Raw genomic sequence first — 25,182 nt, forward strand, 5'->3', positions numbered from 1 at the left:
GTTACGAGGAGGCCAGGCGGCCAGACAGGATCGCGCGGGCCTTTTCAAGGTCGGCGGGAGTATCGACGCCTAACGGAACCGAGTCAACGATCTCGGCATCGATGCGCATGCCGGCTTCGAGCGCCCGCAGCTGTTCGAGCGATTCGCGCCTTTCGAGCACCGACGGCCCGAGCGACACGAATTTTTCGAGCGCCGCGCGGCGATAGGCATAGAGGCCGATATGGTGATAGAGCGGCCCATTGCCGTAGGGCGCGGTGGCGCGGGTAAAATAGAGGGCCTTCAGCCGGGAGTTGGAGAGCGGCGAGCCGACGACCTTCACCACGTTGGGATTGGTCTTCTCATGTTCGTCGGTGATCTCGACGGTCAGCGTGGCAATGTCGGTCGAGGGGTTGTCGAGCGGCTTGAGCGAGGCGCGCACCGCGTCCGGCTCGATCGTCGGCAGGTCGCCCTGAACGTTGATCACGAAATCCATTCTCGCGTCCGGGTCGGCCTTCTGGACGGCCTCGAAAATGCGGTCGGAACCGGATTGATGGTCCTGCCGCGTCATCACCACATCGAAGCCCGCGGCGGCCACCGCATCGTGAACGTCCTGGTGATCGACGGCGACGATGATTCGCCCGACCTGCGCTTCTTCGGCCCGCTTTGCTACCTGCACGATCATCGGCAGGCCGCAGATATCAGCCAGAGGTTTGCCGGGAAGGCGCGTCGAGGCCATTCGTGCCGGGATCAGCACCAGCGTCCGGTCAAAAGCCGAATTCTTCATGGAAAGACCCTTCTAATCCCGTGCGAACAGTGTCAAAAAGTCTCACGCGCGGAACGATTATCGTGTTGCAACAGCAATGCAAAAGACATAGGTTCCGCCCAATTTCAAGATGGCCCGCCTCGTGACAGGCGGTTGCGAAGGAGCGGATGCGGATGAATTCCTATGTCAACATGGCGGCAGGCGCCCTGCTTGCTACGGTCTTCGTCATGATGTCGGTGTCCATTGCCTCGGAAGGCATTTTCCATTCGGAGGTACCCGAGAAGGCAGGTTTTGCCATCGTTGCCGCCGAAGAGCCCGCAGCCGGTGAAGCCGCTGCCCCCGCTGCCGCCGCCGTTCCGATCGCCCAGCTTCTGGCAAAGGCCGACGCCAAGGCCGGCGAAACCGCATTCAAGAAGTGTCAGAGCTGTCATTCCGGGGAGAAGGGCGGACCGAACAAGGTCGGCCCCGATCTCTGGGGCATCGTCGACCGTCCGGTCGCGGGACATGAAGGCTTCTCCTATTCTGCGGGCATGAAGGAGTTTTCCAAGGCCGGCGCCGAGCACTGGACCTTCGACAACCTCAACCACTTCCTGACCGCCCCAAAGGCTTTCGTGAAGGGTACGGCGATGGGCTTCGCGGGCCTCAAGAACGACGGCGAGCGCGCCAACCTGATTGCCTACCTGCGCACGCTGGCTGATTCGCCGGTTCCGCTTCCGGACCCGAACGCGGCCGCACCGGCGCCCGCCACCAACTGATCGGCAATTCCAGGAACTTTCAAACGAAATGCCCGGCGTCAGTCGGGCATTTCTGTTTTGGGCATTCGCGATCGAGGTTGGGTGAGCTCAGCCGAGCAGCCATGCCCAGAAGCCGACGGTGAGGACACCGAATGCGGTGGTCATGCTGATCACCGAGGCCGCAAGGCTGTGGCCGGAGCGGAAGCGCTGGGCGATCAGCCAGGCGTTGATGCCGGTCGGCACCGAAGCGGTCAGCACCAGCGCCGCGGTCCAGTCCTTCGGCAGGGCAAACAGAGTGCTCATCAGGAAAACCAGCGCCGGCAGTACCAGCAGCTTCAGCACCGCAGCGGCCCCCGAAAGGCCGATATCGCCCCGGATCGGATATCGCGTCAGCGCCATGCCGATCGAGATCAGCGCGACCGGGCTCGCCGCGGCGGAAATCTGATCGACGACGATGGCGATCGCCGACGGGAGATGCAGGCCGAGGAAGTTGAAGGCGACGCCGATGACAAGCGCGATCACCAGGGGATTGCGGGCAAGGTTGGAACCCACCTGCCTGAGGACCGCCGCGATGCCGCGCTTTTCGCCGCCGTCGACCTTGGCGGCTGCGCCCTCCATCAGGATCGTGCCGGCCACCATCATCAACGGCAGGTGGATGGCAAGCAGGATGGAGATCGCCACCAGCCCATCCTTGCCGACCACATGGGCGACCAGCGGCAGGCCGATGAAGACGTTGTTGGCGAAGGAGCCGGACATGCCGGCGACCACGCCGATCTTCGCATCCCGGCCGAAAACGCGGGTGGTGAGGAGATGACCGATCGCCCAGGTCATGGCGACCCCGAGGAAATAGGCGGTCCACAGCCGGAACGGCGAGGCTCCCTCGAAATGCGCATCCGCCAGCGTCCGGAAGATCAGCATCGGCACGGCGATCTTGAAGACGAATTCGCCGAGCGCGTCGCCGGTCTCTTCTTTTAATATCCCGGTCTTCGCCGTCATCCAGCCGATCAGGATCAGGATGAAGAGCGGCACGACATTCAGGAAGACGGAGGACAAGGGGCGGGCTTTCTGTGGAAACGTTTTTATGCGTCTAACGCATGTCGCGGCTTGCGACAAATGCGTTTCGTGCAGAGGAGCTGTTTGGAAGGGAGGCGTGGCGAAGATGCCGGCAAACAGGCGCCCAACAAAAAAGCGGGGCAATCCCCGCTTTCCCTCCTGGTCTCGTCCAGGACATCCGGTGGTCGGCCGCCAGTTCATCCGTGGTCGGCAACACAACCGGATCGCTCATTCTATAACCTGTGATCGTGACAACAGAGTGACGGAGCAAAACGGCCCCGATAACCGGCATTGCGGTTATTTTCCCTTCCAATCGGATGAAAACCCGAATACCGGTTTTCGCGACAAACTGTTTCCCAAGAGGATCAAGACCGGATGCCCAAGTTCGACGTGCTCACCATCGGCAATGCCATCGTGGATATTCTCGCCCGCTGCGACGACGATTTCCTGAGCGACAATGCGATCACCAAGGGCGCGATGAACCTGATCGATGCCGAGCGCGCCGAACTCCTCTATTCGAAAATGGGTCCCGCGGTGGAAGCGTCCGGCGGCTCGGCCGGCAACACCGCAGCCGGCATTGCCGGTTTTGGCGGCAAGGCCGCCTATTTCGGCAAGGTTGCGGAAGACCAGCTCGGCAAGATCTTCCAGCACGATATCCGCGCCCAGGGCGTCCACTACCAGACCAGACCGGAAGGCGTCCATCCGCCGACCGCCCGTTCGATGATCTTCGTGACGCCGGATGGCGAGCGCTCGATGAACACCTATCTCGGCGCCTGCGTCGATCTCGGGCCGGAGCATGTCGACGAAGACGTCGTTGCGGAAGCCCGGGTCACCTATTTCGAAGGTTACCTCTGGGATCCGCCGCGCGCCAAGGAAGCGATCCGCGAATCGGCCCGCATCGCCCACGAGCATGGCCGCGAGGTATCGATGACGCTGTCCGACCCCTTCTGCGTCGGCCGTTACCGGGTCGAATTCCTCGACCTGATGCGTTCCGGCACGGTCGATATCGTCTTCGCCAACAAACAGGAAGCGCTGTCGCTCTACGAGACCGAGGATTTCGAACTGGCGCTCACGAAGATCTCGCAGGATTGCAAGCTGGCGGCTGTGACGCTCAGCGAGGAAGGCGCGATCATCGTTCGCGGCGACGAGCGCGTGAAGATCGATGCCTATCCGATCAGGGAACTGGTCGATACCACCGGCGCCGGCGATCTGTTCGCAGCCGGTTTCCTGTTCGGTTACACGAATGACCGGTCGCTCGAGGATTGCGGCAAGCTCGGCTGCCTTGCGGCCGCGATCACCATCCAGCAGATCGGCCCGCGCCCGATGGCGTCGCTCACTGAAGCTGCGAGGAAGCAAGGCCTCATTTGAGGTCGGGCAGGGAAGGCCTATTTAAAGGCCTCGCCGGGATAGGCGCCCCAGATTTCGGCCTGGGCGATCCAGCCCTCGGCGCCATTGGTTTCGGCGCGGCACCAGTCGCCGTTGCATTCCTTGATCTGCAGCACGACGCCCGGCTCCAGCTTGGCAAGGATGGCCGCCGTCGCCTGCGGGTCGCGGCGCATGTTGACGTAGATGTCCTTGCCCTTGCCGCGCATCCATGGGGCGGCGACCGCGGTCCGGTCACCGGAGAGCAGGGCCTGGTTGACCCAGCCCTCGGTGCCCTCGGCATCGCGAACCCGCCGCCAGTTTTCGTATTCCTGGATGATTTCCATCGGCGTGCCGGACTTCATGTACATCCAGGAGACCGCATAATCCGTGCTCGGTCCGATGCGGATGTTGACCTTCCTCGACTTGAGGCTGACGAAACGCGGCAGCGGCAGGCCGCTCGGACCTTTGGCCGCACCCTGAGCGTAACTCGGGGCGGATGCGGACAGGCAGGCGACAAGGCCGAAGGAAAGAGCGATGAAGGAGGAAAGAATGACGCGACGCATGTGTTTGGTTCCGGCTGAGCGATCTCGGGCTTTCGGGAACCTCGCGAGGTTTTGTTTGTCTTCGCTGACGGGTCTGGTAGAAAACGCCCTGGATGAACTGAATATCGCGCGACTTGGTTAAGGACCTCCTAAAGCAGGTCGCCCGAAAGCGGGTAGCGGTTTCGGGATGGCGGCATGCGTTGAACAAAGCTTGAAGCACGAAACCCGAATACGTTCGGGTTTCGTGCTTCAAGGCGTCAGGCAGAGAGTTTCATGACGGCGAAGAAGAAACCCAAGGTCTATATCACCCGTAAGCTGCCGGATGCGGTGGAAACCCGCATGCGCGAGCTGTTCGAGGCCGAACTCAACATCGACGACACACCCCGTTCGCGCGAAGAGCTGGCGGCGGCGATGAAGTCGGCCGACGTGCTGGTGCCGACCGTGACCGACCGCATCGACGAGGCGTTGATCGAGGAGGCAGGCCCGCAGCTGAAGCTGATCGCCAGCTTCTCCAACGGCTTCGATCATATCGATGTCGATGCCGCTGCCAAGAAGGGCATCACCGTTACCAACACGCCGAACGTGCTGACCGAGGACACGGCCGACATGACGGTGGCGCTGATCCTCGCCGTCAACCGGCGGCTCGCGGAAGGGTCGCGCATCCTGACCGACAAGCCGGGTGAGTGGAGCGGCTGGAGCCCCACCTGGATGCTTGGCCGGCGGATCTGGGGCAAGCGCATCGGCATCGTCGGCATGGGCCGCATCGGCACCGCCGTCGCCCACCGTGCCAAGGCCTTCGGCCTGTCGATCCACTACCACAACCGCAAGCGCGTCAGCCCGGCGACGGAAGAGGAGCTGGAGGCGACCTATTGGGACAGCCTCGACCAGATGCTGGCCCGCGTCGATATCGTCTCGGTCAATTGTCCCTCGACCCCGGCGACCTTCCATCTTCTCTCGGCGCGGCGCCTGGCGCTGATGCAGCCGACTTCGATCATCGTCAACACCGCCCGCGGCGACATCATCGACGAGGCGGCGATGATCCAGCTTCTGCGCGACAACAAGATCGCCGGCGCCGGGCTGGACGTCTACCAGAACGAGCCGGTGGTGAACCCGAAACTCGTCAAGCTCGCCCACCAGGGCCGCGTCGTGCTGCTGCCGCACATGGGCTCGGCGACGATCGAGGGGCGGATCGACATGGGCGAGAAGGTGATCATCAACATCCGCACCTTCTTTGACGGCCACCGTCCGCCGAACCGGGTCCTGCCGGGCCGCAACTGATCAATCGAGGCGCTTCTGCATCTCGATCGACGTGGTGCGGGTGAAGCCCGGATGGGCGTTTTCCGCCGTCCTGGCGAAGCCCCATCTCGCGAAGGTCGCGTGATTGCCGGTGAGCTCAATGCGGGTTTCGAGCCGCAGTGCCGGGAGGCCGCTTTCCCTCGCAATCTCTTCCGCGATCGTCAACAGCCGGCGGCCGATGCCCTTGCCCTGGCTGGCCGGGGCGATGGCAAGCTTGCCGATATAGAGGAAGCCCGGCTCCGGCTTGCAGAAGACGCAGCCGACGAGCCTGCCGCCTTCGATCGCCGCAAACGCGGTCTCGTCGCGGGCCTTCCGGGCAAGCGAAGCGAGCGTCAGCCGATGCGCGGAAGAGGGCGGATCGATGACTCCGTCCATATAGGCAAAGGACGAAAGGATGAGGGCCAGAAGTTCATCCCAGCGCCTGAAATCCTCTCCGATCCGGGTAATCTCGATCGCTGCTCGCTCACTCACTCGGCGGCGGCCTTGGCCGTGCGGCGCTTGTATTTGATCGTGTCGAAACGGGCCGACAGCGAATCGTAGAGCATCAGCCGCCCGACCAGCGGTTCGCCGATGCCGGTCACGAGCTTGATCGCCTCCATTGCCATCAGCGTGCCGACGACGCCGGTGAGCGCGCCGACGACACCGGTCTCGGCACAGGACGGGATCAATCCCACCGGCGGTTTTTCCGGAAAGAGATCGCGGTAGCCGGGGTTGAGAACGCCGTCCGGCCCCGCCTCATAAGGTTTCATCACCGTCACCGACCCGTCGAACCGGCCGACCGCGCCGGTCACCAGCGGTATCCGGGTGAGTTCCGCGGCATCGGCGGCTGCATAGCGCGTATCGAAATTGTCGGAACCGTCGATCAGCAGGTCGAACAGGGCAAGCTTCCGCGCTGCCCATTCGGCCGAAAAGCGCTCCTCGAAATCGACGACCCGGACATGCGGGTTGAGGCGGGCAATCGCTTCGCGGGCGCTTCGCGTCTTCAGTTCGCCGATCGTGCCGGTATCGTGGATGACCTGCCGCTGCAGGTTGGAAAGGGACACTAGGTCGTCGTCGATGATCCCGAGCGTGCCGATGCCGGCCGCCGCCAGGTATTCGAGGATCGGCGCGCCGAGCCCGCCGGCGCCGATCACCAGTACGCGGGCATTCTTCATCTTCTGCTGCCCCGCGCCGCCGATTTCCGGCAGCAGGATATGGCGGCGGTAACGCTCGATCTCGTCTTGGCTCAGTTTTTCCGGGGTCAGGCTTTCCATGGTGTCACCATATCACCGGCCACCGAGCCGCGTAAGATGGATTTCAATCGCCGATACCGCCATGCGCGACAGTAAAGAACTGCGCCCGGTCGGCCAGCGCCGAAAACATGCTCCGGTCGGTGCCGGTCATGAAGGACTGGCCGCCGAGGCCGTGGACGAGATCGAAGAGAGCGGCCCGCCGGCCTTCGTCGAGATGCGCGGCGATCTCGTCGAGCAGCAGGATCGGCGCGTAGCCGGTCATGTCGGCGGTCAGCCGTGCATGGGCAAGCACGAGGCCGATCAGCAGCGCCTTCTGTTCGCCGGTCGAGCATCGCTCGGCCTCCATGTCCTTCTCGCGATGGCGCACCAGAAGGTCGGAGCGATGCGGGCCGTCAAGCGTTCGGCCGGCGGCCGCATCGCGGCCGCGGCCATTGCGCAGCATGCCGAGATAGTCTTCCTCGAGATCGGCCGCCGGACGGTCCATCGCGCCATCCATGAAGCCTTCGAGCGTCAGCACCGGCGTCGGGAACGGCGTCTCGCCGGAATTGGCCGACAGCCTCCGCAGCAGACCGAGCATTTCTTGCCGTGCGGCGGCCATGGCGATGCCGAGGCCCGCCATCTGCGCCTCAATGGCCGACAGCCAGGACGGATCGAAGCGGCCTTCCGACAGCAGCCGGTTGCGGCTCCTCATGGCGCGCTCGAAATCGCTCGCCCGGCGGCCGTGGGCAGGATCGAGCGACAGGACGAGCCGATCGAGGAAACGGCGGCGGTCGGAAGATCCGCCAGTGAACAGCCCGTCCATCGCCGGCGTCAGCCACAGGACGCTCAGGTGGTCGGTGAGCTCCTCGGTCGATTTCGCCGGCGTGCCGTTGATCCTGAGCTTGCGGGTGACGCTTTCGCTTTCGCCCGGCTCGATGCCGGTGCCGATCGAGACCTCGCCGTCCATGCCATCGACATCCGCAAAGATCGTGAACCCGCCGGCGGCGCCGACGCGGGTGACATCGGACAGCACGGCGCGGCGCAGGCCACGGCCGGGCGACAGGAAGGAGACCGCTTCAAGCAGATTGGTCTTGCCCGCGCCGTTCTCGCCGGTCAGCACCACATGTCGCCCGTCGAGCGGCAGCGCCGCTTCCGCATAATTGCGGAAATCGGTCAGCTTCAGTCGGGAAAGGGAAGTCTTCTGCGCCATCGGGAATCTTGAGGTTTCGTGAAACAGGAGCTAAGCGCTCGAAGCCTGGATGGCAAGCTCTTCCCAGCCTGCCTTCCCTCGGGGCCAGGCGGCGAGCCGAACGCGCGCTGGCGCTTATCCGTCTCAAGCCGTTGCATGTGTCGGTGGGTGCAGGCCCAGCGGCGGCTGCAGATACCCTGCGAGGCCTTTCCATTGGAACAGGTGTTTTCAATATGGCTCTAATTTATAATTACTCAAAACCTAGGGGCTATGGCTAACAGAACGTTAAAGCTTCCCTCCTAGAAATGACTATACACGCATCGCATTTCGCATCCGGCCGTGTTGATTCTTTTAACTCCGGAGACCCCCATGAAAGACCAGAACCACCAGGCCGATCTCGCCGAACGCCTTGAATTCATCGGCCTCGGCCAGGAGCAGCGCCGGTCTCTGTCCGAAATTCGGCCGACAATCAAGGATGCGATCGGCGGCGCGCTTGATGCCTTCTATAGCAAGGTCAAGGCCAACCCGCAGACGGCGAAGTTCTTCTCCAGCGATGGCCATATCGCCCAGGCCAAGAGCCGCCAGTCCTCGCATTGGGATGGTATCGCCTCCGGCAAATACGATGCCGAATATGTCGAGGCGGTTTCCACCATCGGCCGCACCCATGCCCGGCTCGGCCTCGAACCGCGCTGGTATATCGGCGGTTACGCGCTGATTCTCGACGGTATCATCCGTGCTGTCGTCAGCCGGGAGATGACCGGGTTCTTCCAGGAGAAGAAGGCGAAGGTGCTGTCCGAACATCTCTCCTCCGTCGTCAAGGCCGCCCTGCTGGACATGGACTACGCCATCTCGGTCTATCTTCAGGCCCTGAGCGACGAGCGCAGGCGGGCCGAAGCCGGGCAGGAAAAGGCCAAGGTCGAGCAGGACGCAGCGCTTGCGGCGCTCGAAGCGGCGCTGACCAGCCTTGCCGGCGGCGACCTGACATCCGAACTGTGGCAGGAACTGGCGCCGAGCTTCGCCAGGCTGCAGCAGAACTACAACTCCTCGATTTCAGAACTCGACGCGGCGATGCGCGAGATCAGCACCTCGGTGGAGCAGGTGCGCGCCGAAGCGGGCGGCATTTCGTCGGCTACCGAAAACATGGCCAGGCGCACCGAACAACAGGCCTCCGCGCTCGAACAGACGGCCGCAGCCCTCGAAGAGATTACCACGATTTCCGGCCAGGCCGCCAAGCGGACCCGCGAAGTGCAGGTGATTGCGCGCGAATCCGCCTCGGAGACGGTCCGCTCCGGCAAGGTGGTCGAGGAAGCGATTGCCGCCATGGGTGACATAGAGCAGTCCTCGCAGAAGATGACCCAGATCATCGGGGCGATCGACGAGATCGCCTTCCAGACCAACCTGCTGGCGCTGAACGCGGGCGTGGAAGCAGCCCGCGCCGGCGAACAGGGCAAGGGCTTTGCCGTCGTCGCACAGGAAGTCCGCGAACTGGCGCAGCGGTCCGCGGCAGCCGCCAAGGAGATCAAGGAATTGATCGACCAGTCTTCGACGGACGTCCACCGCGGTGTCGATCTCGTCAACAAGACGGGACAGGCGCTGGTCGGTATCGGCGACCGCGTGAAATCGATCGACGACCATATCAGTTCGATCGCACGTTCGGCCCAGGAACAGGCTTCCGGCATCGAGGAGATCAATTCGGCGATCCGCAGCATGGACCAGATCACCCAGCAGAATGCCGCGCTGATGGAAGAGACCAACGCCTCGACCGGGAGCCTTGTCGGCATCAGCGGCCGGCTGGCGTCGCTGCTCGGCCGCTTCAAGACAAGGGCTGTGCGCGAAACCCGCACCGAGCGCCCGCGCCTGCGCGCCTGATCTTCTGCCTGAAACATGGACCGGTCGGTTCCGGTCGGCTAGTGTTGTTCCGCTTTCGGAGGAGCAGCACATGACCGACCCGAACCGACCTTCCTGCATTGCCCACTGGAGCGAAATCGAAAGGCCCGATACGCGTACCTATCGCGGCGACGATGAACTGATGTCGATCGGCGCAGCGTTCGGCCGGCATTTCGGCCTGACCCGGCTCGGTATCCATCACGAGCGCCTGCCGCCCGGCCGCCGCACGTCCTTTCCACACGCCGAGAGCGACGAGGAAGAGTTCGTCCATGTGATCGAGGGCACGCCGGACGTCTGGCTGGACGGCGAACTCCACCGGCTGAAACCCGGCGATTCCGTCGGATTTCCCGCAGGCACCGGGCTGGCCCATACGTTCATCAACAACACGGACGCGCAGGTTCGCCTGCTCGTGGTCGGCGAGGCGAACAAGCAGGAGAACCGCCTCTACTATCCCAAACACCTCGAATGGCGCGAGACGCGCAGCGACTGGTGGGAGGAGGTGCCGGAAAGGCCGCTCGGCCCCCATGACGGCATGCCCGACGCGGTGCGCGCTGCAAAGGCCGCCAAGAAAGCAGCGAAGGAAACGACAGGTGAGTGACGAGGAAAGACTGATCAAGCTCGAGGAGCTTGCTGCCCACCAGACAAAGATGATCGAGGAATTGTCCGACCAGCTCGCCGAGCAGTGGAAGGTGATGGAACAGACGCGTGCAAAGCTCGACCGGCTGACCGAGCGGTTCCTGTCGCTGGAGGAATCCTCGCTGGAAGCGCCGGCGGTCACCAGGCCGCCGCATTATTGATCGTCCGGCTGCCGCTCAGGCGGCACGGGGCATGCGCCGCCTGAGCGCGACATACTCCCAGACGGCGACGAAAAGCAGGATCGCGGTCGCGAGGATCTGCATCGCGAAACTGGCGATGAAGGGTACCAGCAGGAAGCAGGCGGCGAGGAGGACGACCCCCGCGGCATGCGAATAGGGCATGAAGCGCGACGAGATCGTCTTCATCCAGGCCGTCCCGGCAAGGAACAGGATTGGTCCGCCGAGCAGCGCCAGCGCGTGGGCGTGGGAGCCTTTCTCCTGCGGATGCGAGAGGCTGAAATCCTCGCCGACCGCGGTGAGGATGATGCCGGCGACGATCGGCAGATGTCCATAGGTGAAGAGATGCTGGGCGGTCGCCTGGGGCTCGGCCGTCTCCTCCGCCTTGTCGGCGGCCTTTTCCTGGCCGTCATGGAAATAGATCCACCACATCACGATGGTGGAGAGAAATGCGCAGCAGAGCACCAGCGGCATGCCGGCATTATCCATATGGCTGGAGGCGTTCTTGCCGGTCGTCAGGATTGTCTCGCCGAGCGCAATGATGACGAACAGCGCGCAGCGTTCGGCCAGATGCTCGCCGCTGATGTCGAGCGTTTCGGGCGGCGACGCGCCGATCGACGGCACCCAGTAGCGCATCGCCGGCCCGGCATATTCGATAGCGAGGGCCGCGATCCAAAGGGTCGCCCGCAGCTGCGGCTCGGCAAGCCCTCCGGCGATCCACAGCGCACTTGAAACGGCCAGCCAGACGGTGATCCGCAAGAAGGTCATGAAGGTGGCGGCATCGGTTCCCCGGAACGCATGGAGCGCAAACACCGAGCGGATCAGCTGCATCGCGGAATAGGCGAGTGCGAAGACGAGGCCCATGTCCGTGAAGGCTTTCGGCAATGCGATGGCCAGTACGATGCCGCAGAACATCAGCGCGAAGAGCAGCAGCCTGACCGGCGCGACTTCGGTATCGAGGAGATTGGTGACCCAGGTTGTGTGGATCCACACCCACCAGAGCGCGAAGATGAAGAGGATTGCCTCGGCGGCGATGCCGAAGCTGAAATCGGAGGCGAGCGTCTCGGAGAGCTGGATCAGTGCGAAGACGAAGACGAGATCGAAGAAAAGCTCCGGAAAGCTCGCCTTGGTCGATTGGGCGTCGTCCTTGCGAAGCCAATGGCGCTTGTTTCCGGTCATGAGGTTCCTCACGGGGGGCTCAGGTCCCGGCGGGACCGGATACGGCCGGCGCTGCTATTTAGGGCGCCGTTCGTGAAAACCGAGCCCCTGTGTCCGGTATTTCAGAACTCGAGCAAGCGGCTCGTGAACTGGAAAATAACCCTCTCGATCGTGCCCGCCTGGGGGGCGGAATTGCGTTGCGCGCCGATCGTCGTGCGCCGCGTCGCCGACGCCTGCCTCCTTCTGTTCGCGATGATCCTCGCCAGCGCGTCGATCCAGTCGCTGGCCTCAAATGGACCGCTTCAAGCCGAGTTGACGAATCAAGATCGGCTCGGCATCTTGGCGCCTGCGTGGCCTACGCCGAACCTCCCCGGACCTTCCCCAGCATGGTCCTGAAACGGAGGCAAAGGGACTTCAGTCTCGGGTCGTTATCTTGGTCCGACCGTTTCGGATGTGGTTGCTGGGGAACTGCGTCCGCGACGTGAAAGGCTCAAGATGACCCAGAACGGAAATTTCAAGCGCCGTGTCCGTGCCCGTGCCGCAAAGACAGGCGAATCCTATACCGCAGCCCTCAGCCACATCCGCGAGAATGCCCCGGGCGATCCAGGGCCGCAGGCCAGGTCGGTGCGCCTGACGGTGGCCCAGACCACACCCTATGTCGATCCCCGCAACGCATCCGAACTTCGGGCAAGCGGGGAGGAGATGCGACGCCTGATGCGTGAGGCGCAAAAGGCGAGCGTGAGGGTGATCCACTTCCCCGAAGGTGCGACCTGCTCTCCCAACAAGCGCATCATGTCTTCGACCGGCCCGGATCCGGTCGGGCCGTCCGACTGGACCCGGTTCGAATGGACGGTGCTGCGCGAGGAACTGGATGCCACGCGGGCGCTGGCCCGCGAGCTCGGGCTGTTTGCGGTGATCGGTTCCGTGCACCGGCTCACTGAACCGCATCGGCCGCATAACAGTCTCTATGTCATCTCCGACCGGGGAGAACTGGTGACGCGCTACGACGAGCGCCTGCTGTCGAACACCAAGATCTCGTTCATGTACACGCCGGGCTCGACCCCGGTGACCTTCGAGGTCGATGGCGTCCGCTTCGGCTGCTCGCTCGGCATGGAGACACACTTTCCGGAGATATTCCGGGAATACGAACAGCTCGACGTCGATTGCATGCTTTTCTCGACCACCGGCGCAACGCCGGCCTTCGCAGCCGAGGTGCTGGGACACGCGGCGGCCAACCGCTACTGGGTGAGTTTTTCGGTCCTCGCCTATCCCGGTTTCATGCCGCCGTCCGGGATTGCCGCGCCGAGCGGCGAATGGGCGGCGCAATGCCCGGCGGATGCGACGCCTTCGCTTGCGATCGTCGATGTCGTGCACAATCCGGGAGAAATCGCCCGCCCCTGGAGGCGGAGGGCGCGGGCCGGCATCTATGAGCCGCATAGGGTGAACGACCCGCGCAGCGGCGTCCGCGACGCGTTCTAAGCGTCCAACGGAAAAGCCGCCTGCAACGATCTGCTGCGGGCGGCTTCAATGGGGTGGAAAGCGTGCGTCTTGTTCAACGTCTTCCTCGGGCTTGTCCCGAGGATCTGCCCGGTTTGCCTCACACACCGAACCGTTGCAGATGCCCCGGACAGGCCCGAGCATGACGGCGGTGAGGACGGCACTAGACCTCAGCTATCGAAGAATTCCTTCATCCGGGCGAAGAAGCCCGTCGATTCCGGATTGTTCTCCTTCGAGGACAGTTCCTCGAATTCCTGCAGCAGTTCGCGCTGCCGCTTGGTGAGCTTCTGCGGCGTCTCGATCTGGATCTGGATGTAGAGGTCGCCCGTCTGGCTGGACCGCAATACGGGCATGCCCTTGCCCTTCAGGCGGAACTGCTTGCCCGGCTGGGTGCCTTCCGGCACGGTCACGCGGGACTTGGTTCCGTCGAGCGTCGCCACGTCGAACGTGCCGCCGAGGGCGGCCGTCGTCATGGAGATCGGCACGGCGCAATAAAGGTCGGCACCGTCGCGCTGGAAGAACTGGTGCGGTTTCACCGACAGGAAGATGTAGAGGTCTCCCGCAGGTCCGCCGCGCGTGCCGGCCTCGCCCTCGCCCTGCAGGCGGATGCGGGTGCCGTCCTCGATGCCGGCCGGGATGTTGACCGACAGCGACCGCTCTTCGGTGACGCGGCCCTGGCCGTGGCACTTGGAGCAGGGATCGGTGATCGTCTGGCCGCGACCGTGGCAGGTCGGGCAGGTGCGCTCGACCGAGAAGAAACCCTGGGATGCGCGCACACGGCCCGAACCCTGGCAGGTGCCGCAGGTCTTCGGCTGTGTGCCCGGCTTGGCGCCCGAACCGGAACAGAGGTCGCAGGTGATCGAGGTCGGAACCCTTATCTGCGCCGTCTTGCCGGCAAACGCCTCTTCCAGCGTGATTTCCATATTGTAGCGAAGGTCGGCGCCGCGTTCGCGACCGCCGGACGAACGGCGGGCACGTCCGCCGCCCATCATCTCGCCAAAAATGTCTTCGAAGATGTCGGAGAAGCCGCCGGCGCCCGCGCCCGAGAAACCGCCGCCTCCGCCCATTCCGCCCTGCTCGAAGGCGGCATGGCCGAAGCGATCGTAGGCCGCGCGCTTCTGGGGATCCTTCAAGGTCTCGTAGGCTTCGCCGAGCTCCTTGAACTTCTTTTCGGCTTCTGCGTCGCCCGGATTCTTGTCGGGATGATATTTCATCGCGAGCTTGCGGAAGGCGCTTTTCAGCTCCTTCTCGTCAGCTGTCTTGCCGACACCCAGCGTTTCGTAAAAGTCTGCTTTTGCCATGGAGGTAACCGGCTCCGGAAAGGATTCCGGCTGCACGAAGGCAGCCGGATACTCTAGTCAACTATGGTCGAGGTCTGGCCATCAGGCAACCGGCGGATTAGGCGGACTTCTTGTCGTCCTTGACTTCTTCGTAGTCGGCATCGACGATATCGTCCTTGCCGCCCTCGGAGCCTTCGCCGCCTTCTGCCTGCTGGGCCTCGTAGATGGCCTGACCAAGCTTCATCGACACTTCCATCAGGGTCTGCGTCTTCGCCTGGATGTCATCGGCATCCGGCTCGGAGGCTTCGATGGCGGTCTTCAGCGAAGCGATCGCGTCCTCGATGGCCTTGCGGTCGGTCTCGGAAACCTTGTCGCCATATTCCTTCACCGACTTTTCGGTCGAGTGAACGAGGCTTTCGGCCTGGTTCTTGGCTTCGACGCCGGCACGGCGCTTCTTGTCGGCTTCGGCATTGGCCTCGGCGTCCTTGACCATCTTCTCGATCTCTGCGTCGGAGAGACCGCCGGAAGCCTGGATGCGGATCTGCTGTTCCTTACCGGTGCCCTTGTCCTTGGCCGAAACCTGGACGATGCCGTTGGCGTCGATGTCGAAGGTGACTTCGATCTGCGGCATGCCGCGCGGCGACGGCGGCAGGCCGACGAGGTCGAACTGGCCGAGCAGCTTGTTGTCGGCCGCCATTTCGCGCTCGCCCTGCGATACGCGGATCGTCACGGCCTGCTGGTTGTCTTCGGCGGTCGAGAAGGTCTGGCTCTTCTTGGTCGGGATCGTCGTGTTGCGGTCGATCAGGCGGGTGAACACGCCACCGAGCGTCTCGATGCCGAGCGACAGCGGGGTCACGTCGAGAAGCAGGACGTCCTTGACGTCGCCCTGCAGAACGCCGGCCTGGATGGCGGCGCCGAGAGCGACCACTTCATCCGGGTTGACGCCCTTGTGCGGCTCCTTGCCGAACAGCTGCTTGACGACTTCCTGGACCTTCGGCATGCGGCTCATGCCGCCGACGAGAACCACTTCATCGATTTCCGCCGCGGTAACGCCGGCGTCCTTGAGGGCTGCCTTGCACGGAGCGATGGTGCGCTGGACGAGATCGTCGACCAGGCTTTCGAACTTCGCGCGGGTCAGCTTCAGCGTCAGGTGCTTCGGACCGGAAGCGTCGGCCGTGATGAACGGCAGGTTGATTTCGGTCTGCTGCGAGGACGACAGTTCGATCTTGGCCTTTTCGGCAGCTTCCTTGAGGCGCTGCAGGGCGAGCTTGTCGTTCTTCAGGTCGATGCCCTGGTCCTTCTTGAACTCGTTGGCAAGATATTCGACGAGACGCATGTCGAAGTCTTCACCACCGAGGAAGGTGTCGCCGTTGGTGGACTTCACTTCGAAGACGCCGTCGCCGATTTCCAGCACCGAGATATCGAACGTGCCGCCGCCAAGGTCGTAGACGGCGATCGTCTTGCCGTCCTTCTTGTCGAGGCCGTAGGCGAGGGCGGCTGCGGTCGGCTCGTTGATGATGCGGAGAACTTCGAGACCTGCAATGCGGCCGGCATCCTTGGTTGCCTGGCGCTGCGCGTCGTTGAAGTAGGCCGGAACGGTGATGACGGCCTTTTCGACCTTTTCACCGAGGTAGGATTCAGCGGTTTCCTTCATCTTCTGAAGGATCATCGCGGAAACCTGTGCGGGGGAATAGTTCTTGCCCTGGGCCTTGACCCAGGCATCGCCATTGTCGCCCTTGACGATATCGAAGGGGACAAGGCCTTTGTCTTTTTCTACCGTCGGATCTTCGTAGCGGCGGCCGATCAGGCGCTTCACGGCGAAGAGGGTATTGGTCGGGTTGGTGACTGCCTGGCGCTTGGCCGGCTGGCCGACGAGGCGTTCGCCGTCATCGGAAAATGCGACCATGGAGGGCGTGGTACGCGCGCCTTCGGCGTTCTCGATCACCTTCGCATCTTTGCCGTCCATGATGGCGACGCAGGAGTTGGTGGTTCCGAGGTCGATGCCAATTACTTTTGCCATTTCTTCTCTCTCCTTTAAGCGAACCGTCGGAACCCCTTTAAGGCATTCCACTGACGATTCCTCGACTGGGATGGTTTCGCAGCATCGGCTGCGGTCATGCGGCGTATATAAGGACGGGTTTTTAGGACTGCAAGGCGAGAAATCGCCCGGATCCTAGCAAAAAGAACAGTTTGCCGAGCAATACTGTGAATACGCTTCACTGCCCCATGATCAGGTCGAAAAGCGTGGTCTGCCTGGGCTGGCCTCTGGAGCCTGCAACGCCGACGTCGCCGGGCGGAACGGGGCCGCCGCCGATCGCTCCCGGCGGCACGGGAGCGGGCGAATCGTAAGGGCCGCGATATTGGCGATAGTCGCGCACCGGGACGTCGCCGGGCGGTATCACGTCACCACGGCGGCCGCGATCGCCATAGACCGGCCGGTTGTCGTAGCCCTGATTGTCACCGTAGACGGGCCGCGCGCGGGCAGGCTCCCGTTCGATGGAGGCGGAGTCCTGGGCGGGCGGGCGCGGCGCCGGCGGATAATCCGCCGGAAGCTCCTCCGGCGCACGGCGGCTGCCCGGCAGGATGCCGGAAATGATGTCGCCGATGGTCGTCGACGGTGAATCCGGCTGAGGCGCGGCAGGCGGCAGATCGAGGCCGCGGCCGGTGCCGAACAGCGGCGTCGGCGTATAACCCTTCATCGCCGCCGTCATGTATTCCTTCCAGGCTTTTGCCGGAAGTCCGCCGCCGGTCACCTTTTTCATGAAGGCGCCGTCGTCGTTGCCGAACCAGATGCCGGTGGTCATGATGCTGGTGTAACCGACAAACAGCGCATCGCGGAACGACTGGGTGGTGCCCGACTTGCCGGCCGCCTGCCAGCCGTCGATCCTCGCGGCCTTGCCGGTGCCCTCGTTGATGACGCGGTTCATCATGCCGTTCATGGTCGCGGCCACCGGTTCGCTCAAGACGCGCGGCGGATTGGCGTAATCGGCCTCGTAGAGCACCTTGCCATCCGGGTCGGTGATGCGCCTGACGATATGCGGCGTCGCCTTGTAGCCGCCGTTCATGAAGGACGCATAGGCCGAGGTGAGCTCGACCAGCGAGACTTCCGAGGTGCCGAGCGCGATCGAGGCATTCGCCTGGATATCGGAATCGATGCCGAGCCGGTGGGCGAGGCTCACCACCTTTTCGGGGCCGACCTGCATGACGAGCTGCGCCGCGATCGTATTGAGCGACTGCGCGAAGGCCGAGGCCAAGGTCACAGGCCCGCGGTATTTCTCGTCGAAATTTTCCGGCGACCAGTTGCCGATCTTGACCGGTGCGTCGTTGACGATCGAGTCCGGCCGGGCGCCGGCTTCGAGGGCCGCGGCATAAACGAAGGGTTTGAAGGCCGAGCCCGGCTGGCGCTTCGCCTTGACGGCGCGGTTGAACTGGCTCGTCGCATAGTCGCGGCCGCCGACCAGCGCCCGGATCGCGCCGGTCGCATCGACCGAGACGAGGGCCGCCTGCGAGGCGTTGAGTTTGCCGCCCTCTTTTTTCAGAACGTCGTTCAGCGATTTTTCAGCGGCGGCTTCAAGCCGCATGTCGAGCGTCGTTTCGACGGTCACATCGACTTTCGGCTCGCCGATCAGGCTCTTCACCTCGTCGACGACCATGTCGGCGGCGTAGTGCTGGGCGCCCGTCCAGTAGCTCTTGGCCTTGGTCGGCGGCTGCGACATGGCGGTCTTAAGGTCGCTGTCGGTGACGTAACCTTCCTCGCGCATCGTGCCGAGCACGACCTGGGCGCGGGCTTCCGCCGCCTTCGGATCGCGGGCCGGCGACAGCCGGGACGGAGCCTTGAGCAGGCCGGCGAGCGTCGCCGCCTCGCCGAGGTTCACGTCGCGGGCGGACTTGTTGAAATAGCGCCGGGAGGCGGCCTCCACGCCATAGGCGTTCGAGCCGAAGAACACCCGGTTCAGATACATGGCGAGAATCTGGTCCTTGGTGAACTTGTGCTCCAGCCAGAAGGACAACAGAACTTCCTGGATCTTGCGCTCGAAGGTGCGGTCGGGCGACAGGAACAGGTTCTTGGCGAGCTGCTGGGTGATCGTCGAACCGCCCTGGATCGGCTGGCCGGTCAGGTTGTTGACCAGCGCGCGTGCCAGGCCGAACGGATCGACGCCGAAATGCGAATAGAAACGCCGGTCCTCGATGGCGATGACCGCCTGCGGCAGGTAGGGCGACATTTCCTCGAGCGCCAGGGCCTCGCCGCCGGTCGAGCCGCGATTGGCGACGACCGAGCCATCGACCGCGGTAATCTTCATGTTCGGAGGGCGGTCAGGGATCGACCAGGTACTGGCGGCCGGCATTTTTGCGCCGTAATAGAGCAGCAGCCCGCCGACGGCGATGCCGCCCCAGATGCCGAGCACGAAACACCAGTAGATCAGCCGCCTGAGCGGGGCGAAGAACCCGCCGCCCTGGCGGCGCTGGGGAGGCTTCCTGTTGCGGGAGGCACGGGCGCGTTCCGGCCGCTCGTCGCGATCCTCGCTTTCGCCTCTCGATGGACGTCTGCCGGGCCGGCCGTTGCCCACGACCCGTTCGTCCGCGTCGAGGCGGAAATCGTCGCTCGGCCGCGAACCTTCGAAGGATGGTTCAACGCGTTTGTCTGATCTGCCTCTGGCTGCCATGGTGAGCCGGCATACCCCCGTTACGCGCCTGTCAAAACAGGCTGTTACTGAATGTCTGATCGCCCAAACCTTGGCTGGACTCTAAATGCGGCGATTTAAGGAGGCGTAAAGGAATGGTTTATCGGCCGATACTTCTTGAACCGGTTGACTTCCGTTTCTATTTATGAGAACAAATAGAGAACATTTGGAGGGTGCTGATGAGCAGAACCGAACAGGTGATCGAACGTGCCATGGCTGCGGTGGCGGCATCGAAGGCTCTGCGCGAGGCTGAAGCGCAGCGTCGGCGCGAGACGTTCCAGAAGATCCAGATCGCCAGCCAGCGACGCCCGAATATTCCCAAAGGCATTCAGCTGCCGCTGGACCTTCATTGAAATGCCGCAACGCCCTGCAATGCCGGGCGTTGGCCGATGTCACAAAAGCTGCGCGATATCGTATCCGACCTTAAAAAAATCCGATTCCTGGTGGAACAAGAAGGCAAGATCCGCGTTTCGACGGATTCTACCTTGGAGGAGGGGAGGATATGCAGAAAATCGTCGAGGCAGTCGTCCGCAATGGCGACCAGCGTGTTCCGGTCGGGCTGGTCACTGTCAAGCAGGCGCTGGAAATACCTGAAAGGGGGATGCTGGAATTCAGCCATCCCGCTTATGAAGCCGGCAAGACGGATATTTTCGTCAGTCGCGAGACCCTTTCAAAACTGATGTGATCGCTCCGAGCGAAGCAAAACAGATAATATGATGGCAGCCTGAAACGCGAATTCGTGATTTCGGGTTCATTGCGTTGCGGGTTACCTTTGTTCCGCAACCACAGCGAAAGGAGAATGGCATGAAGACAGTTCTCATCATCGCAGCCGTGCTCGGCCTGTCGTCCACCGCGGCTCTTGCGGAATGCGCCGGCCACAACGTCACGGCTTCCGCCAAGGTGGACAGGGAAGTCACCACGGCAAGCATAGCGGCTCCGAAAATGGACCCGCGCGAGGAAGCCGTCGTGCTGAAGCAGTCCGAAGGACAGGCTAAAGTCACCGAATAGTCATTTTGCCCGCGCCGGCGATGTCGGCGCGGGTTTTCTTTCCCCTTCCGACATTCTCACTCCCCTTCGCATAAAGGTCTGGCCCTTCAGATGGGACGCTGGAGACGGAACCTCGCGTTCCGCTTGGGTGTTATTCCCGAAAAGGAGACCTCCCATGGCCAAAAAACCTCTCGCCGCCGGCTTTACCGGCGATGTCACCGAAGAGACGGGCGTTGCCGCCCGCACGAAGTCTGCCATTCATCATGTCAAGGATGAGGCGGGCATGGTCGCCGCCCACGCCGTCGATCATCCGGCCGCTACCGGTTCGGCGGTCGCGGTCGTCGGCCTGCTCGGCCTGGCGATAGGTTACATGCTCGGCGTGTCGTCCGCCTCCCGCGACCGTCGCTGGTATCGTTAGGCGCCGATGAGCTTCGGCTGATCAGCCTTTCCTCGGAACCGAGGCGGGCCACAGCCGTTGGGTCTCTGACAGGAAAGGAGACCATCATGCCCAATCGAGACCCCATCCCGGTTCCAAGCTCGGAAACGCCGCGCGGGCCGACGCGGACGGACGGCGTGCCCGATCGCACCCAGGAAAAACCGCCATTGACGCCGGCGCAGGATACCGGCGACAGCAAGAACCCGCAGGATCCGACGCTCGATCCCGCCCTGCTGCCGATTGGCGATCCGGCCGGCATGGCCTAGCAATCGCCAGGCATGCCCGGCCTGCGGACACTCGATGGACCCGTATAGGTAGTAATCCGTACGGGTCCACCCTTATATTACACCCGTCTATTGTTGTTATTGTCAATTTATTAGCCAAGGCTCAAAATCCCCCTCCTGTAGCTGGTAGACCTTTTTGTTCCTCACGCGCCGACAAGGCCGGCGCAAGTCTGTCGCGATAGAAGACCGCTGGCAATTTTCACCGGCCGTCGTTGCTGAGCAGGGCGAGGGGAATGGTCCGCCGGTCGGGCACCGTATGATCGGGAGGGTTATATGCCTACGCAGATGGTTCGAAATCCTGTCAATCCCGACCAGCTCAGCTTGCTGCAGCAGGTCTTTGACCAGGCTTGCGCCGAACACCAGATCGACAAGGCGAGCCCCGATGCGGAGGCGCTCGCGCTGATCCTGGTGAACTCCCTTCAAAAAGGCTCGGACGACAAGCAAAAGCTCTCGGCGCTCGCCGAAGCGCTGGCGAAAAGCCGATAGCTTCTGCCTTAAACGAGGAACCTATCAGTCCCTCGACAGTTGAACGGTCTCTTGATCAACCCAAGGAGGCCGTAATGGCAGAGCCCGTCAGAAACCTGAATACCCCCATGAAGTCGGATACGCCCTCTTTCGATCACCAACCCAGCGAAAACGTCAATGCCGAGATTGCGACGCTTCGCTCCGAGATCTCCAGCCTACGCGAGATGCTCTCCGAAAAGACCGGCGCTGCCTATGGCAAGGTCGCCGAGCGCGCCGGTAGCGCCGCGCATTACGTACAGAGCGAAGCGAGCTCGGTGGCCGGCACCATCCGCGAGCATCCCGCAGCCACCACGACGCTGTTCACCCTGATCGGCGCAATCGGCTTCGCCATCGGCTACGTGGTGGCGACCGCTTCGGCGGAAAGCAAAAATGCCTGGTACGACCGCTATCTAAGCGGCCGCTTCTAGGCCTGCGGCGCGCCCGTCTGGAGCGGATCCTGGCCGACATCGACCCAGGTCGCTGCGGTCAGGTCCGCCATGCGGTCGGGGCTGATGCGCACGGCGGCATTGATGGCGCCGGCCGCAGGCACGACTTCCCCGAATTTCCGAAGCGACACATCGCAATAGATCGGCAGCGGTGACGGCAGCCCGAACGGGCATACGCCGCCGATCGGGTGGCCGGTGATATCGGCCACTTCGTCGCCGCCGAGCATGCGCGGCTTGGCGCCGAAGTGATCGCGGAATTTGCGGTTGTCGAGGCGACTGGTTCCCGACATCACCACAAGTAGTATAATGTCGCCGGCGCGCACGCAGATCGTCTTGGCAATCTGCTCGGGCGCGACGCCGTGGGCGGCGGCGGCAAGCGGCACGGTCGCCGAGCTTTCCTCGGTAATGATCACGTGGATATCGGAGGCGTAGGCGGCGAAGAAGGCGCGGACGGATTCGAGGCTCATGCCCTCAAACTGGCGCAGGACGGTGCCGGCCGCAAGAGGACAGAGAAGCCATGCGGAAATTGCAATGCTGCACTGCGATATCGTGACTGTTTTTTAAGCGTCGCTACTGTATCTTCTACTCATCGAAGGGCGCACTCCTCCTCCCAGCGCCCCCGATGGGACCGACAACACCTCCTCCTCCCAGTTGTTGGTCAGTTTCGGAAGCCCGGCGCACCTCCTCCCGCGCCGGGTTTTCTGTTTTGCGCCCATTGAAATCGCTGGTAATTTTGCCTCTCCGGGCGAGCCCTGATTTTCCCGATCTTGACCTTTTTGAGCGAAGCCATTATCTGGTTCGCCATCGATATTTGTTTGATAGCCAGCACTATGCGCCTCGCGGCGTTTGCGACGATCTCTCTTCAAATACGAAACTTCAACGTTCCAAGCACCTAGCGTGGAATAGTCGGTCATATTTGCAAGGGAAAGGCATCGTTATGGCTACCGGTACTGTAAAGTGGTTCAACGCAACCAAGGGCTACGGCTTCATTCAGCCTGACGACGGTTCGCAGGACGTTTTCGTTCACATCTCTGCTGTTGAGCGCGCCGGTCTCGGCCAGCTCAAAGACGGTCAGAAGATCTCTTACGAACTCGTCAGCGACAAGCGTTCTGGCAAGGTTTCCGCAGACCGCCTCCAGGGCGCATGATCTGCTGAAGATTTCAGTGTCGAACTCGCGAAAGGCCGGCTCGTCCGGCCTTTCTGCTTTTTGAACGAAGGGTCTTCCGTTTAGAGCGATTCTAAATTAACCCCTTGTAAACGGAAACTGCAGCTCCCATCTAGGGATCAATAGCGTTTCCGACGCACCGCATGTTCGGGGCTGCACAAGCCTGAGCGAGCATGTGCGTTACGGCAAATACGGGCGACCGTGCCGTCCTGAGGCAGTTTTCATATCCGCGTTAACGGAATGTTTACTCAACCGAGGGACGATGACCGCTAGAGCCGCAGTGATCTGAAAAGGTCGGAGGCGGCCGCGTCGGAAATGCTTGTCCCATTGAGAGTGACCACGGATGTACTGGCGCCAATGAATGGGAGTGGAAAGGTCGGGCTTGCCCCGGCCTTTTTGTTTTTAGGGGCCTGATGCCGAAACGCGTCAGGCCCTTTTCGTTTCAGGCCTTCAGGTTCAGGCGAGAGGTCAGCCAGCCAGCGCCGCGATGATGCGCGCCCACGAGCGGATACCCTTGTGGAACGAACGCAGGTCGTATTTTTCATTCGGCGAGTGGATGCGGTCGTCGCTGAGGCCGAAACCGACGAGCAGCGATTCCATGCCGAGGGTCTTCTGGAAATCGCCGACGATCGGGATCGAGCCACCGACGCCGACGACCAGAGCCGGCTTCGGCCACTCCTCGGAAAGCGCCGTCTTCGCCTTGGTGAGCACCGGTGAATCATAACCGAGCTGGATCGCCGGCGAACCACCATGCTTCAGGAATTCGACCGAGCAATCGGCAGGGATCTTCGAGCGCACATAGGCGCGAAAACTCTCGCGGATCTTCTCCGGATCCTGGCCTCCGACGAGACGGCAGGACACTTTGGCCGAGGCCTTCGAGGTGATGACGGTCTTGAAGCCCTGGCCCTCGTAACCGCCGCTGATGCCGTTGAATTCGCAGGTCGGCCGCGCCCAGAGCAGTTCGAGCAGCGAACGGCCCTTTTCGCCGGCCAATTCCGACAAGCCCACTTCCCCAAGGAAATCGTCGCGTCCGACAGCCAGGCTTTCCCAGGCCGCCTTGATGTTGGACGGTGTCTCCTCGACGCCATCATAAAAGCCTTCGAGCGTCACGCGGCCGGTATCGTCATGCAGGCCGGCGAGGATTTTCGACAGGATCTGGATCGGGTTTGCCGCAGCGCCGCCGTACATGCCGGAATGAAGGTCGCGATTGGCGGCGGTGACGATGACTTCCTCGCCGACCAGGCCGCGCAGCGACGCGGTGATCGCCGGGGTATCCGCGTCCCACATGCCCGTATCGCAGACGAGCGCGTAATCGGCCTTCAGTTCGGCGGCATTGGCATCGAGAAACGGCGTGAGCGACGGAGAGCCGGATTCTTCCTCGCCTTCGAAGAGGATGGTGACGCGCACGGGCAGCGAGCCATGCACATCCTTGTAGGCCCTGCAGGCTTCGACGAAGGTCATCAGCTGACCCTTGTCGTCCGCGACGCCGCGGCCCGTTATCACCTTGCGACCCGCACCGAGTTCCTTGACCTTGGGATCGAAGGGATCATCCTCCCAGAGTTCGATCGGATCGATCGGCTGGACGTCGTAGTGGCCGTAGAACAGCACATGCGGCGCGTCGGTGCTGGCGCCCGGATGATGGCCGACGACCATGGGATGGCCGGCCGTATCGCGAACCGACGCGTCGAAGCCGAGATCCTTCAGTTCGGCCACCAGCCACTCGGCTGCCTTGCGGCAATCCGGCTTGAAGGCCGGGTCGGTGGAGATCGACTTGATACGGACGAGGCCGAACAGGCGATCGAGGCTGGCGGGCAGGTTCTGGTCGGCGCGGTCGAGGACGGAGGAAAGATCGGTCATGGGAAATCCTGTCTTTGAAATGCGGACCTCGAGGCCAGGAGGCAAAAGCGGCCCG

At 62.8% G+C, this 25,182-nt stretch carries 28 protein-coding genes; 16 read left to right on the forward strand and 12 right to left on the reverse strand.

The features are described 5' to 3' along the window. Nucleotide 1: 1 nt before the first annotated feature. Complete coding sequence (locus ACSQ8R_RS20920) at nt 2–763, reverse strand: 3-deoxy-manno-octulosonate cytidylyltransferase (protein ID WP_436255138.1); 762 nt, start codon at nt 761–763, stop codon at nt 2–4. Between the two features lie 152 nt (nt 764–915). Here ACSQ8R_RS20920 and ACSQ8R_RS20925 point away from each other — a divergent pair, with 152 nt between their 5' ends. Then, entirely contained in the window at nt 916–1,497 is a 582-nt protein-coding gene (locus ACSQ8R_RS20925; RefSeq protein ID WP_436255139.1) for a c-type cytochrome, read from the forward strand. An 87-nt stretch (nt 1,498–1,584) separates the two neighbouring features. Here ACSQ8R_RS20925 and ACSQ8R_RS20930 read toward each other — a convergent pair whose 3' ends face one another. After that, nucleotides 1,585–2,529, reverse strand: coding sequence for an AEC family transporter (locus ACSQ8R_RS20930; protein WP_436255140.1), 945 nt, complete (start codon nt 2,527–2,529; stop codon nt 1,585–1,587). A gap of 375 nt (nt 2,530–2,904) precedes the next feature. On the opposite strand from ACSQ8R_RS20930, the gene ACSQ8R_RS20935 reads away from it, so the two are divergent. Further along, the gene (locus tag ACSQ8R_RS20935) at nt 2,905–3,897 is read left to right on the forward strand and encodes an adenosine kinase (RefSeq protein WP_436255141.1); all 993 of its coding nucleotides are present in this window, start codon (nt 2,905–2,907) and stop codon (nt 3,895–3,897) included. A gap of 17 nt (nt 3,898–3,914) precedes the next feature. Here the strand turns inward: ACSQ8R_RS20935 and ACSQ8R_RS20940 are convergent, their stop codons facing one another. Beyond that, complete coding sequence (locus ACSQ8R_RS20940) at nt 3,915–4,457, reverse strand: SH3 domain-containing protein (RefSeq protein ID WP_436255142.1); 543 nt, start codon at nt 4,455–4,457, stop codon at nt 3,915–3,917. A 252-nt stretch (nt 4,458–4,709) separates the two neighbouring features. On the opposite strand from ACSQ8R_RS20940, the gene ACSQ8R_RS20945 reads away from it, so the two are divergent. After that, entirely contained in the window at nt 4,710–5,714 is a 1,005-nt protein-coding gene (locus ACSQ8R_RS20945) for a 2-hydroxyacid dehydrogenase (RefSeq protein WP_436255143.1), read from the forward strand. Here the strand turns inward: ACSQ8R_RS20945 and ACSQ8R_RS20950 are convergent, their stop codons facing one another. Genes ACSQ8R_RS20950 through recF form a run of 3 tightly spaced genes read right to left on the reverse strand, consistent with a single transcriptional unit; the run spans nt 5,715 to nt 8,153 of the window. Further along, nucleotides 5,715–6,185, reverse strand: a complete 471-nt coding sequence (locus ACSQ8R_RS20950) for a GNAT family N-acetyltransferase (RefSeq protein ID WP_436255536.1) — start codon at nt 6,183–6,185, stop codon at nt 5,715–5,717. It lies immediately after the preceding gene. 14 nt (nt 6,186–6,199) lie between these two features. Then, nucleotides 6,200–6,985, reverse strand: a complete 786-nt coding sequence (locus ACSQ8R_RS20955; protein WP_436255144.1) for a molybdopterin-synthase adenylyltransferase MoeB — start codon at nt 6,983–6,985, stop codon at nt 6,200–6,202. Nucleotides 6,986–7,028: 43 nt separating this feature from the next. Further along, nucleotides 7,029–8,153: a DNA replication/repair protein RecF gene (recF, locus tag ACSQ8R_RS20960; protein ID WP_436255145.1), complete on the reverse strand. Its 1,125-nt coding sequence runs from the start codon at nt 8,151–8,153 to the stop codon at nt 7,029–7,031. A gap of 348 nt (nt 8,154–8,501) precedes the next feature. Between recF and ACSQ8R_RS20965 the strand changes: the two genes are divergently transcribed. From ACSQ8R_RS20965 to ACSQ8R_RS20975, 3 genes are all read left to right on the forward strand, one after another. After that, the gene (locus ACSQ8R_RS20965; RefSeq protein WP_436255146.1) at nt 8,502–10,001 is read left to right on the forward strand and encodes a globin-coupled sensor protein; all 1,500 of its coding nucleotides are present in this window, start codon (nt 8,502–8,504) and stop codon (nt 9,999–10,001) included. A 70-nt stretch (nt 10,002–10,071) separates the two neighbouring features. Then, complete coding sequence (locus ACSQ8R_RS20970; RefSeq protein WP_436255147.1) at nt 10,072–10,617, forward strand: cupin domain-containing protein; 546 nt, start codon at nt 10,072–10,074, stop codon at nt 10,615–10,617. Next, on the forward strand, nt 10,610–10,816 hold the full coding sequence (locus ACSQ8R_RS20975) for a SlyX family protein (protein ID WP_436255148.1): 207 nt from the start codon (nt 10,610–10,612) through the stop codon (nt 10,814–10,816). Before ACSQ8R_RS20970 ends, ACSQ8R_RS20975 begins: the two co-directional genes overlap by 8 nt. A 15-nt stretch (nt 10,817–10,831) precedes the next feature. On the opposite strand, the gene ACSQ8R_RS20980 is transcribed toward ACSQ8R_RS20975, so the two are convergent. Then, a complete protein-coding gene (locus tag ACSQ8R_RS20980; protein ID WP_436255149.1) occupies nt 10,832–12,010 on the reverse strand; it encodes a low temperature requirement protein A in 1,179 nt (392 codons plus the stop codon). 72 nt (nt 12,011–12,082) lie between these two features. Between ACSQ8R_RS20980 and ACSQ8R_RS20985 the strand changes: the two genes are divergently transcribed. Both ACSQ8R_RS20985 and ACSQ8R_RS20990 read left to right on the forward strand, forming a co-directional pair. Next, the gene (locus ACSQ8R_RS20985; protein WP_436255150.1) at nt 12,083–12,385 is read left to right on the forward strand and encodes a hypothetical protein; all 303 of its coding nucleotides are present in this window, start codon (nt 12,083–12,085) and stop codon (nt 12,383–12,385) included. A 99-nt stretch (nt 12,386–12,484) separates the two neighbouring features. Continuing rightward, on the forward strand, nt 12,485–13,468 hold the full coding sequence (locus ACSQ8R_RS20990) for a carbon-nitrogen hydrolase family protein (protein WP_436255151.1): 984 nt from the start codon (nt 12,485–12,487) through the stop codon (nt 13,466–13,468). A gap of 188 nt (nt 13,469–13,656) precedes the next feature. Here ACSQ8R_RS20990 and dnaJ read toward each other — a convergent pair whose 3' ends face one another. The 3 genes from dnaJ to ACSQ8R_RS21005 all read right to left on the reverse strand — a co-directional run bounded on the left by dnaJ (nt 13,657) and on the right by ACSQ8R_RS21005 (nt 19,430). Next, complete coding sequence (gene dnaJ / locus ACSQ8R_RS20995; protein ID WP_436255152.1) at nt 13,657–14,787, reverse strand: molecular chaperone DnaJ; 1,131 nt, start codon at nt 14,785–14,787, stop codon at nt 13,657–13,659. 97 nt (nt 14,788–14,884) lie between these two features. Then, nucleotides 14,885–16,786, reverse strand: a complete 1,902-nt coding sequence (gene dnaK, locus ACSQ8R_RS21000) for a molecular chaperone DnaK (protein WP_436255153.1) — start codon at nt 16,784–16,786, stop codon at nt 14,885–14,887. A 196-nt stretch (nt 16,787–16,982) separates the two neighbouring features. Then, entirely contained in the window at nt 16,983–19,430 is a 2,448-nt protein-coding gene (locus tag ACSQ8R_RS21005; RefSeq protein ID WP_436255154.1) for a PBP1A family penicillin-binding protein, read from the reverse strand. A gap of 197 nt (nt 19,431–19,627) precedes the next feature. On the opposite strand from ACSQ8R_RS21005, the gene ACSQ8R_RS21010 reads away from it, so the two are divergent. The 7 genes from ACSQ8R_RS21010 (at nt 19,628) to ACSQ8R_RS21040 (ending at nt 22,087) form a co-directional block, all read left to right on the forward strand. After that, nucleotides 19,628–19,801: a hypothetical protein gene (locus ACSQ8R_RS21010; RefSeq protein ID WP_345928975.1), complete on the forward strand. Its 174-nt coding sequence runs from the start codon at nt 19,628–19,630 to the stop codon at nt 19,799–19,801. A 149-nt stretch (nt 19,802–19,950) separates the two neighbouring features. Beyond that, the gene (locus ACSQ8R_RS21015; RefSeq protein WP_436255155.1) at nt 19,951–20,133 is read left to right on the forward strand and encodes a hypothetical protein; all 183 of its coding nucleotides are present in this window, start codon (nt 19,951–19,953) and stop codon (nt 20,131–20,133) included. Nucleotides 20,134–20,252: 119 nt separating this feature from the next. Beyond that, on the forward strand, nt 20,253–20,456 hold the full coding sequence (locus ACSQ8R_RS21020; protein WP_436255156.1) for a hypothetical protein: 204 nt from the start codon (nt 20,253–20,255) through the stop codon (nt 20,454–20,456). Between the two features lie 154 nt (nt 20,457–20,610). After that, entirely contained in the window at nt 20,611–20,853 is a 243-nt protein-coding gene (locus ACSQ8R_RS21025; protein ID WP_436255157.1) for a hypothetical protein, read from the forward strand. An 86-nt stretch (nt 20,854–20,939) separates the two neighbouring features. Continuing rightward, nucleotides 20,940–21,137, forward strand: a complete 198-nt coding sequence (locus tag ACSQ8R_RS21030; protein WP_436255158.1) for a hypothetical protein — start codon at nt 20,940–20,942, stop codon at nt 21,135–21,137. A gap of 291 nt (nt 21,138–21,428) precedes the next feature. Beyond that, entirely contained in the window at nt 21,429–21,641 is a 213-nt protein-coding gene (locus tag ACSQ8R_RS21035; RefSeq protein ID WP_172716915.1) for a hypothetical protein, read from the forward strand. 74 nt (nt 21,642–21,715) lie between these two features. Further along, entirely contained in the window at nt 21,716–22,087 is a 372-nt protein-coding gene (locus ACSQ8R_RS21040) for a hypothetical protein (RefSeq protein WP_436255159.1), read from the forward strand. Here the strand turns inward: ACSQ8R_RS21040 and ACSQ8R_RS21045 are convergent. Then, a complete protein-coding gene (locus tag ACSQ8R_RS21045) occupies nt 22,084–22,572 on the reverse strand; it encodes a YbaK/EbsC family protein (protein WP_436255160.1) in 489 nt (162 codons plus the stop codon). The genes ACSQ8R_RS21040 and ACSQ8R_RS21045 overlap by 4 nt on opposite strands. Nucleotides 22,573–23,042: 470 nt before the next feature. Between ACSQ8R_RS21045 and ACSQ8R_RS21050 the strand changes: the two genes are divergently transcribed. Next, complete coding sequence (locus tag ACSQ8R_RS21050; protein ID WP_007754264.1) at nt 23,043–23,252, forward strand: cold-shock protein; 210 nt, start codon at nt 23,043–23,045, stop codon at nt 23,250–23,252. A 486-nt stretch (nt 23,253–23,738) separates the two neighbouring features. Here the strand turns inward: ACSQ8R_RS21050 and ACSQ8R_RS21055 are convergent, their stop codons facing one another. Continuing rightward, nucleotides 23,739–25,127, reverse strand: a complete 1,389-nt coding sequence (locus ACSQ8R_RS21055) for a M20/M25/M40 family metallo-hydrolase (protein ID WP_436255161.1) — start codon at nt 25,125–25,127, stop codon at nt 23,739–23,741. Nucleotides 25,128–25,182 lie beyond the last annotated feature (55 nt).

Source organism: Neorhizobium sp. LjRoot104 (genome assembly GCF_964253725.1).
Lineage (GTDB): Bacteria > Pseudomonadota > Alphaproteobacteria > Rhizobiales > Rhizobiaceae > Neorhizobium.

Bases quoted from the DNA above. Each gene is read 5' to 3' on its own strand.
- ACSQ8R_RS20920 (WP_436255138.1), bottom strand. From the start codon at position 763: ATGAAGAATTCGGCTTTTGACCGGACGCTGGTGCTGATCCCGGCACGA.
- ACSQ8R_RS20925 (WP_436255139.1), top strand. From the start codon at position 916: ATGAATTCCTATGTCAACATGGCGGCAGGCGCCCTGCTTGCTACGGTC.
- ACSQ8R_RS20935 (WP_436255141.1), top strand. From the start codon at position 2,905: ATGCCCAAGTTCGACGTGCTCACCATCGGCAATGCCATCGTGGATATT.
- ACSQ8R_RS20940 (WP_436255142.1), bottom strand. From the start codon at position 4,457: ATGCGTCGCGTCATTCTTTCCTCCTTCATCGCTCTTTCCTTCGGCCTT.
- ACSQ8R_RS20945 (WP_436255143.1), top strand. From the start codon at position 4,710: ATGACGGCGAAGAAGAAACCCAAGGTCTATATCACCCGTAAGCTGCCG.
- ACSQ8R_RS20955 (WP_436255144.1), bottom strand. From the start codon at position 6,985: ATGGAAAGCCTGACCCCGGAAAAACTGAGCCAAGACGAGATCGAGCGT.
- recF (WP_436255145.1), bottom strand. From the start codon at position 8,153: ATGGCGCAGAAGACTTCCCTTTCCCGACTGAAGCTGACCGATTTCCGC.
- ACSQ8R_RS20965 (WP_436255146.1), top strand. From the start codon at position 8,502: ATGAAAGACCAGAACCACCAGGCCGATCTCGCCGAACGCCTTGAATTC.
- ACSQ8R_RS20970 (WP_436255147.1), top strand. From the start codon at position 10,072: ATGACCGACCCGAACCGACCTTCCTGCATTGCCCACTGGAGCGAAATC.
- ACSQ8R_RS20980 (WP_436255149.1), bottom strand. From the start codon at position 12,010: ATGACCGGAAACAAGCGCCATTGGCTTCGCAAGGACGACGCCCAATCG.
- ACSQ8R_RS20990 (WP_436255151.1), top strand. From the start codon at position 12,485: ATGACCCAGAACGGAAATTTCAAGCGCCGTGTCCGTGCCCGTGCCGCA.
- dnaJ (WP_436255152.1), bottom strand. From the start codon at position 14,787: ATGGCAAAAGCAGACTTTTACGAAACGCTGGGTGTCGGCAAGACAGCT.
- dnaK (WP_436255153.1), bottom strand. From the start codon at position 16,786: ATGGCAAAAGTAATTGGCATCGACCTCGGAACCACCAACTCCTGCGTC.
- ACSQ8R_RS21005 (WP_436255154.1), bottom strand. From the start codon at position 19,430: ATGGCAGCCAGAGGCAGATCAGACAAACGCGTTGAACCATCCTTCGAA.
- ACSQ8R_RS21010 (WP_345928975.1), top strand. From the start codon at position 19,628: ATGAGCAGAACCGAACAGGTGATCGAACGTGCCATGGCTGCGGTGGCG.
- ACSQ8R_RS21015 (WP_436255155.1), top strand. From the start codon at position 19,951: ATGCAGAAAATCGTCGAGGCAGTCGTCCGCAATGGCGACCAGCGTGTT.
- ACSQ8R_RS21020 (WP_436255156.1), top strand. From the start codon at position 20,253: ATGAAGACAGTTCTCATCATCGCAGCCGTGCTCGGCCTGTCGTCCACC.
- ACSQ8R_RS21025 (WP_436255157.1), top strand. From the start codon at position 20,611: ATGGCCAAAAAACCTCTCGCCGCCGGCTTTACCGGCGATGTCACCGAA.
- ACSQ8R_RS21030 (WP_436255158.1), top strand. From the start codon at position 20,940: ATGCCCAATCGAGACCCCATCCCGGTTCCAAGCTCGGAAACGCCGCGC.
- ACSQ8R_RS21035 (WP_172716915.1), top strand. From the start codon at position 21,429: ATGCCTACGCAGATGGTTCGAAATCCTGTCAATCCCGACCAGCTCAGC.
- ACSQ8R_RS21040 (WP_436255159.1), top strand. From the start codon at position 21,716: ATGGCAGAGCCCGTCAGAAACCTGAATACCCCCATGAAGTCGGATACG.
- ACSQ8R_RS21045 (WP_436255160.1), bottom strand. From the start codon at position 22,572: ATGAGCCTCGAATCCGTCCGCGCCTTCTTCGCCGCCTACGCCTCCGAT.
- ACSQ8R_RS21050 (WP_007754264.1), top strand. From the start codon at position 23,043: ATGGCTACCGGTACTGTAAAGTGGTTCAACGCAACCAAGGGCTACGGC.
- ACSQ8R_RS21055 (WP_436255161.1), bottom strand. From the start codon at position 25,127: ATGACCGATCTTTCCTCCGTCCTCGACCGCGCCGACCAGAACCTGCCC.